At 73.1% G+C, this 15,388-nt stretch carries 9 protein-coding genes and 1 pseudogene; 1 reads left to right on the top strand and 9 read right to left on the bottom strand.

What is annotated here, in order from left to right:
- Window positions 1-40: 40 nt before the first annotated feature.
- The 5 genes and pseudogenes from holA to ASG28_RS04200 all read right to left on the bottom strand — a co-directional run bounded on the left by holA (window position 41) and on the right by ASG28_RS04200 (window position 8,484).
- Entirely contained in the window at window positions 41-1,075 is a 1,035-nt protein-coding gene (gene holA / locus ASG28_RS16870; protein WP_055976871.1) for a DNA polymerase III subunit delta, read from the bottom strand.
- 1,014 nt (window positions 1,076-2,089) lie between these two features.
- Window positions 2,090-3,169 (bottom strand): annotated as a pseudogene (locus ASG28_RS16995) (ComEC/Rec2 family competence protein); the annotation flags it as partial.
- 353 nt (window positions 3,170-3,522) lie between these two features.
- A complete protein-coding gene (locus tag ASG28_RS04210) occupies window positions 3,523-4,227 on the bottom strand; it encodes a ComEA family DNA-binding protein (protein ID WP_055972370.1) in 705 nt (234 codons plus the stop codon).
- Window positions 4,228-4,332: 105 nt separating this feature from the next.
- A complete protein-coding gene (leuS, locus tag ASG28_RS04205; RefSeq protein ID WP_235477859.1) occupies window positions 4,333-6,879 on the bottom strand; it encodes a leucine--tRNA ligase in 2,547 nt (848 codons plus the stop codon).
- 180 nt (window positions 6,880-7,059) lie between these two features.
- Window positions 7,060-8,484 carry an anthranilate synthase component I family protein gene (locus tag ASG28_RS04200; protein ID WP_055972362.1) on the bottom strand — a complete coding sequence of 475 codons (1,425 nt, stop codon included), beginning with the start codon at window positions 8,482-8,484 and terminating at the stop codon, window positions 7,060-7,062.
- 32 nt (window positions 8,485-8,516) lie between these two features.
- On the opposite strand from ASG28_RS04200, the gene ASG28_RS04195 reads away from it, so the two are divergent.
- The gene (locus ASG28_RS04195; RefSeq protein WP_055972358.1) at window positions 8,517-9,344 is read left to right on the top strand and encodes an aminotransferase class IV; all 828 of its coding nucleotides are present in this window, start codon (window positions 8,517-8,519) and stop codon (window positions 9,342-9,344) included.
- A gap of 61 nt (window positions 9,345-9,405) precedes the next feature.
- Here ASG28_RS04195 and cydC read toward each other — a convergent pair whose 3' ends face one another.
- From cydC to ASG28_RS04175, 4 genes are read right to left on the bottom strand one after another with little or no spacing between them, the layout of a single operon-like run.
- Complete coding sequence (gene cydC, locus ASG28_RS04190) at window positions 9,406-11,157, bottom strand: thiol reductant ABC exporter subunit CydC (RefSeq protein WP_055972355.1); 1,752 nt, start codon at window positions 11,155-11,157, stop codon at window positions 9,406-9,408.
- Window positions 11,154-12,815 (bottom strand): thiol reductant ABC exporter subunit CydD, encoded by a 1,662-nt coding sequence (gene cydD, locus ASG28_RS04185; RefSeq protein WP_055972352.1) that lies wholly within the window; start codon window positions 12,813-12,815, stop codon window positions 11,154-11,156. Before cydD ends, cydC begins: the two co-directional genes overlap by 4 nt.
- 10 nt (window positions 12,816-12,825) lie before the next feature.
- Window positions 12,826-13,827 carry a cytochrome d ubiquinol oxidase subunit II gene (gene cydB / locus ASG28_RS04180; protein WP_055972349.1) on the bottom strand — a complete coding sequence of 334 codons (1,002 nt, stop codon included), beginning with the start codon at window positions 13,825-13,827 and terminating at the stop codon, window positions 12,826-12,828.
- 43 nt (window positions 13,828-13,870) lie between these two features.
- Window positions 13,871-15,283 (bottom strand): cytochrome ubiquinol oxidase subunit I, encoded by a 1,413-nt coding sequence (locus ASG28_RS04175; RefSeq protein ID WP_055972345.1) that lies wholly within the window; start codon window positions 15,281-15,283, stop codon window positions 13,871-13,873.
- Between the last annotated feature and the right edge of the window lie 105 nt (window positions 15,284-15,388).

The raw sequence follows: 15,388 nt of genomic DNA, 5'->3' as shown, positions 1-15,388 counted from the left end.
GCCGGCGCGGCCGGCCGCCCTGACGGTCAGGAGGCGCGGTTCACGACAGCAGCGCACCGCGCGTCGAGATCATGGTCACCATCCGCTCGAGTGCGTACACGGGATCGCGTTCGGCGCCCTTGACGGCCGCGTCGGTCTCGGCGAGCAGTTCGATGCATCGGCCCAGCCCGTCCTCGGACCAGCCACGGAGGTCGCGTTGCGCCCGCTCGACCTGCCACGGGGCGAGCCCGAAGCGTGAGGCGAGTTGCCCCGAGCCACCGTACGAACCTTGCAGCTTGGCCATCGTGCGGATCTTCATCGCGAACGCCGCCACCACGGGCACGGGGTCGGCCCCGGTCGACAACGCGTGGCGCAGCAGCACGAGGGCCTCGCCCTGGTGGCCGGCGATGGCCGCGTCGGCCACCTTGAAGGCGTTCGTCTCGACCCGGCCCGAGTAGTACTTCTCGACGGTGGCCTCGGTGATCTCGGCCGCGGCGTCGCTGATCAACTGCTGGCAGGCGCTGGCGAGCTCGGCCAGGTCGTCGTTGAAGGCCGTGACGAGCGCCCGCAGGGCCCCTTGCGAGATGCGTCGTCGCTCGGCCGCGAACTCGGCGGCCGCGAACGCGAGCTTCTCGGTGTCTTTCTTGAGCTCGGCGCAGACGACCTCGAGGCCGCCGCCGGTGCCGCCCCGGACGGCGTCGAGCAGCTTCTTGCCGCGGACCCCGCCCCCGTGGCGCAGCACCAGGGTCGTGTCGTCGGCGGGCGTCTCGAGGTAGCGCAGCGTCTCGGTGAGGAACGCGTCGGTGCACTTCTCGACGTTCGAGACGCGGATGAGACGCGGCTCGGCGAAGAGCGACGGGCTCGCCAGGGTCACGAGTTCGCCGGGCTGGTAGTGGTCGGCCTCGAGGTCGTGCACCTCGAGGCTGGGGTCTTCGAAGGCGAGCTGGTCGCGCAGCTGGCGTGAGGCCCGATCGGCGAGGAACTGCTCGGGCCCGCTCACCAGCACGACGGCCGCGGGCCGGATTCTGTCCCACCCCACCTGGTCGATCGCGACCGAGGCCTTCTTCGCCGTCTTGCCACTCGCTCGCGCTGCCATGCTGCCTCTCGGACGTCGTCCCACGGACGCGGGGCCCGCCGCGCCACCTCCGATGCTAGAGGACGCCACCGACGTGCCCGACGTGTCGTCACGGTCCCGGGGCCCCGCGTGCTCCCGCCAGATCCGCAGGCCGACGTCGCCGTCCCCACGGTCGACGGGCGTCACCGCGGCCTGTCCGGCCTCGTCGCTGCGGACCACGACTCCCCCGCCGCGCCGGACCAGGTCGAGCGCGACGTCGGTCGGGTGCCCGTACGAGTTGTCGGCCCCGACGCCGATCAGCCCGACACGGGCCGCCACCCGCTCGTACAGCTCGGCGTGCTGGTCCGCCGACCCGTGGTGCGAGACCTTCACCACGTCGACGCGCCCGAGCCCCTCCTCACCGTCGGGCGACGAGGCCAGGCGGCGTTGCGCCGTCTCGCCGAGATCGCCCAGGGCCAGCAGCGAGAGGCATCCGATCCGGCAGGCCGCGCCGGGGTCGACGCGCAGCACGAGGCTGGCGTCGTTGCCCGCGGCGATGTCGGCAGGCGGCCAGAGCAGCCGCCACGTGATGTCGCCGAGGCGTCCCCGGGTGCCGACCCGCGCCTCCTGGACCTCGGCACCACCGTCGCGCAGCGCCGCCACGACCTCGGCGTCGTCGGAGCGCCCCACGGGCCCGACGAGAGTTGTGCCGACCCGACCGACCACGGAGTCGATCGCCCCGACGTGATCACGGTCGAAATGGGTGAGCACGAGCAGGTCGACGTGCCGGACGCCGAACGTCGAGAGGCATCGGTCGAGGGCGGCCCCGTCGTCGCCCACGTCGATCAAGGCGACGACGGGGCCGCTGCGCACGAGCACGGCATCGCCCTGTCCCACGTCGCACTGGGCGACGACCCAGTCGTCGGGTACGGAGGCGCGGGTCACCACGGTGTGCCCGCCCACCACGCCGACGGCCGCCACGAGCACGCTCACCAGCAGCGTCGCCGCCACGGCTCGCGTGCGCCCCCGGGCCCGGGCCACCACGGCCACGACGACGAGTGCCGTGACGCCGACCAGGGAGGCGACGCCGAGCGCCGAGGCGTCCCACCCGAGTCGCGTGCCCGGCCAGCTCGCCGCCGACCGGGCGACGGCCGCGACCCAGGACGACGGCAGCCACGAGGCCCAGGCGACGGCCGTGGCCGCCCCGGGCACCCAGGGCGCGAGCACGCAGACGACGAGTCCGCCCACGGTCGCCACCGGAGCCGCCGGGCCGGCGAGCACGTTCGCGACGACGCCGTGCAGGGCGATGCTCGGTTCGAGGGCGAGCAGCACGGGCTGGCAGGCGAGCTGCGCGGCCGCGGGCACGGCGAGGGCGGCCGCCACCGGCTCGGGCACGAGGCGCGCCAGCAGGGCGGTCAGCGGTCCGCCGAGCACGACCAGCCCCGACGTCGCGAGGACCGACAGGACGAAGGCGAGGTCGCGGGCCAACCACGGGTCGGTGAACAGCAGCCCGGCGACCGCCAGCGCGACGACGGGCACGCCGGCGATCGGTCGGGCGACGGCGAGGTGCACGAGGACGAGCACCGCCATGACGGTGGCCCGGACGATGCTCGGCTCGGGCGTGACGAGCACGACGAACGCGACGAGCACGACGACTGCCACCGCGAGCCGCAGCAACCGCGGCACCTTCAGCAGCGACCCGACGAGCATCACGAGGGCGACGAGCACCGCGCAGTTCGAGCCCGACACGGCCGTCAGGTGGCTGAGCGACGCCTGCCTCATGTCGTCGTCGAGATCGTCGGGCACACCCGACGTGTCGCCGATGGCGAGCCCGGGCAGCAGCGCCCCGCCGTCGCCCGGCAGGCCGGCGGCCACGGCGCGGAAGGCCGACCGGAGCCCGTTCGACCAGGCCGACGCCCGTCCGGGCTCGGCGCGGACGCCGAGCGGCTCGACCGCACGCCCCTCGAAGGCGACCGACTCGCCGTACCGCACCGGGGCCAGGACGAGCCGGGCGGAGACCCGCGCGCCGATCTCGACCGAGCCGCCACCGTCGACTCGAGCGCCGAACACCCGCACCGGCACTCGGTCGCCGAGCCCCACGGTCCCCGCGCCGACGTCGAGGCGGTCGACCGACATGGTCAGGACGTCGGCCCGCCCCTCGACCCGGTCGAGCAGTCGCCCCTCGACGGTGACCGCGTGCCCGACCGACGTCGTGAGCCCCGACGGGTGTCGGCGGTCGTCTCGCACCGCCGCCTGGCCGGTGAGTCCGGCGCACGCCCCGGCACTCAAGGCGACCACCAGCAGGACCTGCCCGGCGGCCAGGACGCCCACCCGCGCCACGACCACGAGTCCTATCGCGACGACGCAGACGACGAGGGCGACCGCCGTCACGACGGGCAGCAGCCCGGGCCGGGTCGAGCCGACCGCGAGCCCCACCCACGCCACGGCCACGGGCACCCCCAGCCGCAGGTCGAGCACGCGACCGGGCATCACACCCGCACCCGGTCTCGCAGCGACTCGAGCGTCTTCGGACCGATGCCCGGCACGCCGAGCAGGTCGTCGACGCTGCGGAAGCGCCCGTTCTCGTCGCGCCAGGACAGGATCGCGGCCGCGGTCGCCGGGCCCACACCGGGCAGCGTCTGCAACGCCGCGTCGTCCGCGAGGTTGAGGTCGACCGCTCCGCCACCGGCCGCCGCACCTCCCCCGGTCACCGGACCGCCCGCCGCCGGTCCACCCGCCGCCGCGTCACCACCGCCCGCCACCCCGTCGTCCGCGGTCTCACCCACGGCCGGCACCCGGAGCTGCTCGCCGTCGACGAGCACCCGCGCGAGGTTGACGGCCGCCTGGTCGGCCTCGGCAGTGAACCCGCCGGCCGCGGCGACCACGTCGACCACGCGGGCGCCGTGCGGCAGCTCGTACAGGCCGGGCGCCGCCACCCGGCCGTGCACGTGCACGAAGACGACCGAGGCACCCCCGGGAGGCGCGGTGCCGGACCCTGCGCCGGCCTCGGCCCCGGTGCTCGACTCGACGGTCACGAGCTCGTCCGCCGCGCCTCCTCGGGTGGCGAACGCCGACACGGCGACGCTCACCGCCAGCACGACGAAGAGCAGGACGACGACCGCACCGAGCCCCACGCGCCACCGCGGACCACCCGGCTCGGACGGATCGGCGGCGGTGCGGAAGCTGACGGTCATGACCCGTCACGGTACGAGCGGGCGTCCGCCCGCACGGACGACGACGGCCGCCCTGGGGAACCAGGACGGCCGTCGACGGGTGGGGACGAGACGCGTCCCGGGCGGCTACTTCACCGCGATGTTCACCAGGCGCGGCGCCCGCACGATGACGTTGACGATCTGCTTGTCACCGATCGCGCGCTGCACGGCCGCGGACTCGCGGGCCAGGGCCTCGAGCTCGTCGGAGCCGATCTTGGGCGAGACCTCGAGCCGGTCGCGCACCTTGCCGTTGACCTGGACGACCGCGGTGACGCTCGTCTCGACGAGCAGCGTCGGGTCGGCCTTGCGCCAGCCGTACGTGGCGAGGGCACCGCCGTCGTAGCCGAGCTTCTCCCACATCTCGGAGGCGGTGTAGGGAGCGAACAGCGACAGCCCCAGCGCGACGGTCTCGGTCGCCTCGCGCACGGCCGGGTCGGACGCGCCGGGACCCGAGTCGATCGCCTTGCGGACGGCGTTGGTGAGCTCCATCAGGCGGGCGACGACGACGTTGTACTTGAACGCCTCGCTGAGCCCAGGGGCCTCGGCGAGGAACCGGTGCGTCACGCGGCGCAGGGCCTGGTCGCCGTCGGCCCACACCACGTCGCGCGAGCTGTCGACGTCGCTCGCGAGACGGAACGCCCGGGCCAGGAACTTGGCCGAGCCCGCGGGCGAGACGTCGGCCCAGTCGATGTCGTCCTCGGGCGGGCCGGCGAAGGCCATGGTCAGGCGGATGGCGTCGACGCCGTGCTTGTCGATCTCGTCGGAGAGGCTGACGACGTTGCCCTTGCTCTTGCTCATCTTCGCGCCGTCCTGCAGCACCATGCCCTGGTTCAGCAGCGCACTGAAGGGCTCGGTGAAGTCGACGTGACCCAGGTCGAAGAGCACCTTGGTGATGAAGCGCGCGTAGAGCAGGTGCAGGATGGCGTGCTCGACGCCTCCGACGTACTGGTCGACCGGGGCCCACTTGCTGGCCTGGGCCGGGTCGAAGGCGCGGTCGGCGTCGGTCGGGTCGAGGAACCGCAGGAAGTACCACGAACTGTCGACGAAGGTGTCCATCGTGTCGGCGTCGCGGCGCGCCGGCGACCCGTCGCGCGGGTCGGGCACGTTCACCCAGTCCTCGGCCGCACCGAGCGGCGAGCTGCCCTTGGGCTTGAGGTCGAGCCCCTCGGTCGACGGCAGCCGGACCGGCAGCTCGTCGTAGGGCACCGGCACCTCGACGCCGTCGGCGCCGTGCACGATCGGGATGGGCGTGCCCCAGAAACGCTGGCGCGAGATCAGCCAGTCGCGCAGGCGGTACGTCTTGGCCGCCTTGCCGTCGCCGGAGGCCTCGAGCAGCTCGACGACGCGCTTGATCGCGTTCGACTTGCTGAGGCCGGTCAGGGCGCCCGAGTTCATCAGTCGACCGTCGCCGGTGAGGGCCACGCCGGTCTCTCGGGGGTTCAGGTCGGGCAGGTCGTCGGGCAGGATCGCCTGGCCGTCCTCGTCGAGCTCGAGCTTGGGGATCACGCCCGTGACGGGCGCGTTCGTGTCGACCACGACGCGCACCGGCAGGTCGTACTTGCGGGCGAAGTCGAGGTCGCGCTGGTCGTGAGCGGGCACGGCCATGACCGCGCCGTGGCCGTAGTCGGCCAGCACGTAGTCGGCGGCCCAGACCGGCATCGGGTCACCCGTGAGCGGGTTGACCGCGACCCGGCCGAGCGGCACGCCGGTCTTGGGGCGCTCGCTCGACTGGCGCTCGATCTCGGTCGCCTTCTGCACCTCGACGAGGTACTCGGCGAAGGTCGCCTTGACGTCTTCCGTCGCGTCGGCCACGAGCTCGGCGGCGAGGTCGGAGTCGGGGGCGACGACCATGAAGGTCGCGCCGTACAGGGTGTCGGGACGCGTGGTGAAGACCGTGACCTTCTCGTCACGGCCCTCGATCGTGAAGTGCACGTCGGCACCGATCGAGCGGCCGATCCAGTTGCGCTGCATGTTGAGCACCTTGGTCGGCCAGCGGCCCTCGAGCTGGTTGAGGTCGTCGAGCAGGCGGTCGGCGTAGTCGGTGATCTTGAAGTACCACTGCGTCAGCTTCTTCTTGACCACGACGGCACCCGACCGGTCGCTCGTGCCGTCGGGCAGCACCTGCTCGTTGGCGAGCACGGTCTGGTCGACCGGGTCCCAGTTGACCCAGCTGTCTTTCCGGTAAGCCAGGCCTTTCTTGTACATCTCGAGGAACAGCCACTGGTTCCACTTGTAGTACTCGGGGTCGCTCGTGTGCAGCACCCGGCTCCAGTCGAACGACGGGGCGTAGAGCTTCATGCTCTGCTTCTGCTGCGCGATGTTGGCGTAGGTCCACTCGCGGGGGTCGACGCCGCGCTTGATGGCCGCGTTCTCGGCGGGCAGCCCGAAGCTGTCCCAGCCGATCGGGTGCAGCACGTTGAAGCCCTGCTGGCGCCAGTACCGCGTCACCATGTCGCCGAGCGCGTACTGCTCGGCGTGACCCATGTGCAGGTCGCCCGAGGGGTACGGGAACATGTCGAGGATGTACTTGCGGGGGCGCTTGTCGTCGGGGTCGACGACGAACGGCTGCTCGGCGTCCCACCGGGCCTGCCACTTCTCTTGCAGGCGGGCGACGTCGTACTCGCGTTCGGGCACGCCGTCGTGGGGCGGGGTGGCCGGGGAGGCGTCGGTCGCGGTCGTGTCGTGCTCGTGTGCCACGGGGCTCTCATTCACTGCTGGCAGTCGGTGCGGTGGGTGCGGACCGCCCGCGCGAGGGCACGGCGACGTGCGCTGGGCTCAGCGATCCTCGCCAAGGCTACCGAACGGCGCGCCCCGTCACGACATGCGCACCGGGGCCCCGTCGGCGGCACGGACGCCGAGCACGGCGAGCAGGGCCGACGCCTTGAGCTCGACCTCGTCGCGTTCGTCGACCGGCACCGACGAGATGGTGATGCCGCCGCCGACGCCGACGCGCGCACCCGCCGGTCGCGCGGGCCGTCCCGCACCCGCCGCCCGGGCACCGTGCACCACGATCGAGCGGATGGTCATCGCGAGGCTCGCCGAGCCGTCCCGTCCGAGCCAGCCCGTCGCGCCCGAGTAGACCCCCCGGGGCGCCCCCTCGAGGTCGGCGAGCAGTTCGACGGCCCGACGTTTCGGCGCGCCGGTCATCGACCCGGCCGGGAAGGCCGCCTCGACGACGTCGGCCGCGGTGCACCCCGCCCCGAGACGGGCCCGCACCGTGCTGACGAGCTGGTGGACGTGCTCGTACGAGTGCACGGCGAGCAGTTCGGACACCTCGACCGTGCCGAGACGGGCCACCCGGGCGAGGTCGTTGCGGACCAGGTCGACGATCATGACGTTCTCGGCGCGCTCCTTGTCGCTCTCGACGAGTTCGCGCGCGAGCACCGTGTCGTCGGCGCCCGACCCGCGGCGTCGCGTGCCCTTGATCGGCGACGACGACACCCGGCCGTCGGTCGTCACCTCGACGAACGACTCGGGCGAGGCCCCGACGACGGCCACGTCGCCGATGCGCACGAACGACGCGTGCGGAGCCGGCGAGGACCGACGGAGGCGCGCGAAGGCCTCGAGCGCGTCCACCGGCCCGTCGACGTCGACCGCCGTCGTCAGGCAGAGCTGGTACGCCTCACCGTCCGCGATGGCCCGCCGACACCCCTCGATCAGGTCGAGGTACTCGTCGGGGCGGTGCCGCCAGCGGACCGCGGGCGAGGCGGAGCCCACCGAGGAGGCGCGGGTCGGCCCGGGCACCGGGGGCTCGGACGGCACGTCGGCCCACGTCTCGGCCACCGAGCGGCGCCACGGGTCGCCGGCCCGCGCGACGGCCTCGACCGAGCGTGCGGCGTGGTCGAAGACCAGGGCACGGTCGACGTCGAGCAGGGCGAGGTCGGCGGGGTCTCCGTCGGCGGCGACGGTCGAGGCGGTGGCCGCCGGGCGGTGCCCCTCGGTGGCGTCACGGTCCAGCAGTCGGCAGCCGAAGCCGTAGCCGAGCCAGCCCGCCCAGCCGAGCGGGTGGCTGTCGGGCTCGACGTCGGCCAGGTCGTCGCGCACCTCGTGCCAGAGCCGGTCGGCGCCACCGTCGCGGACGTCGCCCGTCCGGGCCGGGCCCCACCCGACGACGGACCGGCCCCGGGTGGCGCCCACCCCGGCGTCGCGCCAGACGACGTCGCCGGTCGCGGCCAGGTGCCGGACGACGGCCTCGGGGTCGCGCCACGGCAGGGAGGATCGGACGACCGCGGGGCGCATACCCTTGATCCTATGTTTGGAGCCCCGACCCGATGAGTGCCGAGCGGCCGGCAGGCGACGTGCTGCACGTCTGGCAGGGCGACGAGCTGACGACGCGCGGGGACGGAGCGACGGGCGAGGCCGACCCGCGCCTCCTGGTGGCCGACTCGTGGCTGGTCGACGACGGCTCGACGCTCGCGCTCGACGTGCACCGCGACCGGTTCGCCGGCTCGGTCGCCGAGGTGGCCGGGGGGCCCGACGCGGACGAGGTCTCGGCGTTCTGGACGGCGGCCGTGGGGGTCCTGCTCCGGACGGGCGCCTGGTTCCCGCGGGCCGAGCTCGTCGCCGGCGACGGAACCGACGACGACGGTCGCGCACGGCTGCGGCTGCGCCTCCGGCCCGCTCCCCCGCGCCGCCGATCGGTCGTCCTCGCGACGGCCGACCGTGACCCCCGCACGCAGCCCACGGTCAAGGGCCCCGACCTCGCGGCCCTCGGGTCGCTCGTGGCCGACGCCCGGTCCCGAGGGGCCGACGAGGCGGTGCTGCTCTCGCCCGAAGGGCACGTCGTCGAGGGCGCCTGGAGCTCGATCGTCTGGTGGCGCGGCGACGCCCTGTGCCTGCCGGCGGACGACCTGCCCCGCCTCCCGGGCGTGACGGTCCGCAGCCTGACGACGCTGGCCGCCGTCCTCGGAGTCGACGTGCTGCACGACCGCACCCGGCCGGACGAGCTCGACGGGTTCGAGGTGTGGAGCCTCAGCGCACTGCACGGCATCCGCATCGTCACCGGCTGGGTCGACGGCCCGGCCCCGGCCGAGGACCCCGGGCGCCTCGCGCTCTGGCGCGGCCGACTCGACCGCCTGCGACGACCGATCGGCGTCTGACCGCCGCCGGTCGACCGCCGCCCGACGACCGCGATCCGACGACCGCGGCGACGTCGAGCCGTCAGGCGTCGTCGTCGAGGGCGGCGTCGGGTTCGAGGTCGCCCTCGACCTCGACCTCGCTCAGGCGGCCCGCCTCGATGCGCACGCGACGCGTCACCAGCTCGGCCGGCACCTCGACGTGCGAGATCACGACGACCGTCGAACCGTCGTCGCGGGCCGTCGTGAGGACGTCGCGCACGAGCCGACGAGCGGTCTCGGGATCGAGTCCGGCGGTGGGCTCGTCGAGCACGAGCACCGGGAACCCCCGCAGGAGGGCACGGGCCAGTGAGATGCGCTGGGCCTGGCCGCCCGAGACGAGGACGCCCCGCTCGCCCACCGGTGCGTCGAGCCCGCCGCGCTCGGTGGCCCAGCGGCCCAGTCCGACGCGCTCCAGCACCGCGAGCAGGTCGTCGTCGGTGGCCGTGTCGCGGGCGAAGAGCAGGTTCTGCCGCAGGGACTCGTCGAAGAGGTAGGGCGTCTGTTCGATCAGGCCGACCGTGGCCCGGACGGCGGCCGGGGCGAGGGTCGCGGTGTCGACTCCCCCGACCTCGTAGCGACCCGTGTGCTCGACGAACCGGGCCAGCACCGAGGCCAGCGTGGTCTTGCCCGCGCCGCTCGGCCCCTCGACCACGAGCCGGTCGCCCACGGCCACATCGAGGTCGACGCCGCGGAGCGCGGGGCCGGCCGCCCCCGGCCACGTCGCCGAGACGCCGCGCAGACGCAGGGCGGGCGCGGGTGCCGACACGGCGGATCCGACCGATCGGACGAGCTCGACGGGGCCGGCGTCCGACCCTCCGGCGGCCTCGTCGTCGATGACGCCGGCCGGCACCTCGACCGGCACCGCCGACTCGACGCGGTCACCGCTCGCCCGGACGCGACGCCAGGCCAGCACGGCCGTCGGGACGGCTCCGACGACCTCGAAGACGGCGAGGGGCACGAGGGCGACCAAGGCGAAGGCCGGGCCGGTCAGCCCGCCCGAGGCGACGTCGGGCGCGACGACGGGGATCGTCGCGAGCACGGCGGCACCCGACAGCGCCGAGAGCACGGCGGCGACGACGCCCCCGGTCAGGGCCCGACGCGAGGAGGCGCGGCGCAGGTCGTCGTCGAGTCCCGCGACCCGGCCGAGCTGGCGGTCCACCGCCTCGAACGCGACGAGCACGTCGAGGTTCTGCACGAGGTCGACCACGGCGGCCGAGAGCGCCCCGCGCCGGTCGGCGAGGGTGCGCTCACTGCGGCGGGCGAGCCGGTCGGCGGCGACGCAGCCGACGACGAACGCGACGACGAGTGCGCCCGCCAGGACGACCGCCGCCGCCGGGGACACGAGGGCGACGCCGACGACCGCGACGACCGAGGTGAGTCCCGACACCACGAGCGGCTGCACGACCCGCAGGGGAAGGTCCTGCAGGGCGTCGACGTCGCCGACGACGCGCGCCAGCAGGTCGCCGCGATCCGTGCGGCCGAGGCCCGCCGGCGCGACGCGGATCAGGCGCCGGTAGAGCTCGGTGCGGACCACCGCCAGCTGGCGGAAGGCCGCGTCGTGGCTCGACAACCGTTCGAGGTAGCGGAAGACCGCCCGGGTCAGGGCGAAGGCGCGGACGCCGACGACGGCGAGCGAGAGGTAGAGGATCGGCGGCTGCTCGGCGGCCCGCGTGATGAGGTACGCCGACGCCGCGAGCAACGCCACCGCCGACAGGGCGCTGAGCGATCCGAAGACGATGCCGGGGGCGGCCCGGCGCGCACCGGGCTGGGCGGTGCGGAGCAACGAGCGGGTCACGAGAGACCTCCGATCGGGACGACGACGTCGGCGGCGTCGCTCACGGCGCGGCGGTGCGTGACGACGACCACGGCGACGCCCGAGGCCGCGATGCGACGGAGGCCCTCGACGACCCGGGCCTCGGTGACGCGGTCGAGCGCCGACGAGGGCTCGTCGACCAGCAGGAGGTGCGCCCCCACCCGGTCGAGCCGGTACAGCGCCCGGGCCACCGACACCCGCTGCGCCTGGCCGCCGGACAACCCCTGGCCGCCGGCCCCGAGCACGAGCGCCGGGTCGAGGCCGGCCGCGCCGGCCAGGTCGAGGGCACGCACGACGGCCTCGGTGTCGGGCTCACCCGCGTCGCCCAGGGCGACGTTCTCGGCGACCGTGCCGGACGACAGCATCGGTGACTGACCCGACCAGGCGATCTCGTGGCGGGCGGGGGCACGGCCCGACGAACGCCAGACCACCCGGCCCTCGCACGGTTCCAGCCCCAGCACCGCGTCGAGCAGGGTGGACTTCCCGGCACCGCTCGGGCCGACGACCGCGGTGACGCGACCCGTCTCGGCGACGAACGAGGTCTCGGCCAGCCGCACCGCGCCTCCTCGGCTCACCGAGACCCGGTCGACGACGAGCGCGTCGGTCTCGACGCGGGGCTCGGCCCGATCGGCGACGGTCGTCGACCCGGTCGGCCCGGTCGGCCCGGTCGCCCGGGGTGCGACGTCGCCCGGCTCGTCGTCCAGCAGCTCGAAGACGTCCTCCGCCGCCGCGACCCCGTCGGCCGCGGCGTGGTAGTTGGCTCCGACCTGGCGCAGGGGCAGGTAGGCCTCGGGGGTGAGCAGCAGCACGAACAGCCCGGCGGTCAGCCCCATCGACCCCTCGACGAGCCGGATGCCGATCGACACGGCGACGAGCGCGACCGACAACGACGCCGCGAGCTCGAGCACGAAGCCGCTGAGGAACGACACCCGCAGCACCTTGATCGTCTCGACCCGGTAGTCGTCGGTGAGGCGGCCGATCCGCTCGACCTGGCGCCGCTCACGACCGAACGCCTTGAGGGTCGACGCCCCGCCCACGGCGTCGGCGAACGACGAGGCGAGGTGCGTCAGGCGGTCCCACTGCCGGTTCTGGGCGGCACGGGTCGTCCACCCGATCAACACCATGAAGACGGGGATCAGCGGCAACGTCAGCACGACGATGAGGGCCGACAACCAGTCGTGCAGCGCCATGACGACGATCACCAGCGGCGTCGCGAGGGCCGTGAGCACCAGTTGCGGCAGGTAGCGCGCGAAGTACTCGTCGAGGGCGTCGAGCCCCGGGCCGACCAGGGTCGCGACGCGCGCCGAGGAGTGCCGGTCGACCCAGGAGCGCCCCCGGTCGGCGACCGCTCGGACCACCCGTGACCGCAGCTGGCTCTTGACCTGCGCCGCGGCCCGCGCTGCCGTCACCTCGAGCGCCCACGCCACGAGCGACCGCGCCGCCACCGAGACGCCGAGCCCCAGCAGGGCGGTCGACAGCCCGGAGGTGCTCCCCTCGACGACCTTGACCACGGCCGTCGTCGTGAACCAGGCCACGGCGACGATCGCGACCGTCTGCGCGAGGCCGAGCACCGCACCGAGCCCGAGGAACACCCGGGCGGCGGAGGCGTAGCGCAGGAGGCGCGGGTCGAGCGGCTTCACGGACGCCGGCTCAGTGCGCGGCCGGGATCGCCGCACGGGTGATCCGTTTGCGGAAGATCCAGTAGGTGAAGCCCTGGTAGCCGAGGATGAGCGGGACGAAGACGAGGGCGACCCAGCTCATGATGGTCAGGGTATAGGTGGAGCTCGACGCGTTGGCGATCGTGAGGCTGTTCGCCGGATCGTTGCTCGCCGGCATCACCCCGGGGAAGAGCGCCGCGAACAGGCTCGACACCGCCAGGGCGATCGTGACGGCCATGAGGCCGAAGGACCGCCCCTCACGGCCGCGGAGGTTCGCGACGAACGACGCGATCAGGGTGACGGCGGCCACGGCCGAGAGGGCGACCGACACGAGGGTCCCGTGCATCAGCGAGGTCAGGGCCAGGAAGGCCGCGGCGACGACGATCGTGACGACCCCGGCTCGGGTGGCGAGTCGCCTGGCCCGACCGCGGATCTCGCCCTCGGTCTTGAGCGTGACGAACACCACGCCGTGCGTGAAGAAGAGCAGCAGGGTCGTGAGGCCGCCCAGCAGGGCGTAGGGGTTGAGCAGGTCGAGCAGAGTCCCGGTGTAGTTGTGCCCCTCGTCGAGCGGCACGCCCTGCACGACGTTGGCGAAGACGAGGCCCCAGACGAACGCCGGCACGGCCGACCCGACGACGATCATGCGGTCGAAGCGGCGCTTCCAGGAGGACTCGGGGCGCTGGTGGCGGTACTCGAACGAGACGCCCCGAGCGATCAGGGCCAGCAGGATGAGCAGCATCAGGAGGTAGAAGCCGCTGAACAGCGTGGCGTACCACTCGGGGAAGGCGGCGAACAGGAACGCGCCGGCGACGATGACCCAGGTCTCGTTGAGATCCCAGACCGGGCCGATCGTGTTGATCAGCACACGCCGGTCGGTGTCGTCGCGCCCGAGGAAGGGCAGCGACATGCCGACCCCGAAGTCGAAGCCGTCGAGCACGAAGTAGCCGACGAAGAAGAAGCCGAGGATGACGAACCAGAGGGTGGGGAGGTCCATGGTCAGAGCCTTTCTCGCGTCGGTTCGGTGGGGGTCGTGGCCATCAGTAGACCGTGGCCTCGTGGCGGATCTCGCCCGAGACGGGGTCGGGCTCGGGGGCGTCGGCCGGCCCCTGCTGGGCGGCCCTGACGATGAGCTTGAACTCGACGACCGCCAGCGTGCCGTAGATCAGCGTGAAGGCGACGAGCGAGATGAGCACCGTCAGGCCGGTGACCCCGGGCGAGACGCCGTCCTCGGTCTTGAGCAGCCCGAAGACGAGCCAGGGCTGCCGTCCCATCTCGGTGAAGACCCAGCCGACGATCATGGCGAGGAGGGGCATCGGGTAGCTGAAGACCGCGGCCCGCCACACCCACTTGTTCTGCGGCAGGCGCCCCTTGCGGGTGATCCAGAGGCCGACGAGCGAGACGAGGACGCTGACCATGCCGAGGCCCATCATCCAGCGGAAGGACCAGTAGGTGACCCAGATGATCGGGGTGTAGTCGCCCGGACCGTAGAGCTGCACGTACTGCGCCTGCAGGTCGTTGATGCCCTCGACCGTGCCGTCGAACGTGTGCGTCGACAGGAACGACAGCAGGTACGGCACCCGGATGCTGAAGAGCTCGTGCACCCCGTCGGGCGTCCCCAGGGTGAAGATCGAGAACGAGGCGTCGGCCCCCGTGCTGGTCTTGTACAGCGCCTCCGCGGCCGCCATCTTCATGGGCTGGGTCTCGACCATGGCGAGGCCGAGCTGGTCGCCCGTGATGAAGGTGAGCGCGCCGGCGGCGACCATCGTCCAGAGACCGAACCGCAGGGCCGGCCGCATGGTCTCGAGGTGCTGGTTGCGCGACAGGTGCCAGGCGGCGACCGCGACGATGACCGCGGCCGAGACCATGAAGCAGGCGAAGATCGTGTGCGGGAACGCGGCGAGGGCCACCTTGTTGGTCAGCACCTCCCAGATGCTGGTGAGCTCGGCCCGACCCTTCTCCTCGTTGATGTCGTAGCCGACCGGATTCTGCATGAAGGCGTTCGCGGCGATGATGAAGTACGCCGAGAGGATGCTGCCGACGGTCGCGCCCCAGATGCTCAGCAGGTGCAGCTTCGGCGGCACCTTGTCCCAGCCGAAGATCCAGATGCCGATGAAGGTCGCCTCGAGGAAGAACGCGAGCAGGCCCTCGAGCGCGAGCGGGGCACCGAACACGTCGCCGACGAACCGCGAGTAGTCGGACCAGTTCATGCCGAACTGGAACTCCTGCACGATGCCGGTCACGACGCCCATGGCGAAGTTGATCAGGAAGATCTTGCCGAAGAACTGGGTCAGCTGCAGGTAGTGGATGCGGCCCGTGCGCACCCACGCCGTCTGGAAGACCGCCACCGTGAACGCCATGCCGATCGTGAGGGGCACGAACAGGAAGTGGTAGATCGTGGTGAGCCCGAACTGCCAGCGAGACAACAGCAGCGGGTCGAGCAGCTCGTTCATCGGGATGTGCCTTCTCCCTCGGATGGTGGTGGTGGTCGTGCGTCGCACCGTCGGGACGTGACGAGCATAGATCCACAGATAGACGACACCTGTCGCTTACGGCAC

Source organism: Frigoribacterium sp. Leaf415, assembly GCF_001424645.1.
GTDB lineage: Bacteria > Actinomycetota > Actinomycetes > Actinomycetales > Microbacteriaceae > Frigoribacterium.
This window is presented reverse-complemented; position numbering and strand designations above follow the sequence as displayed.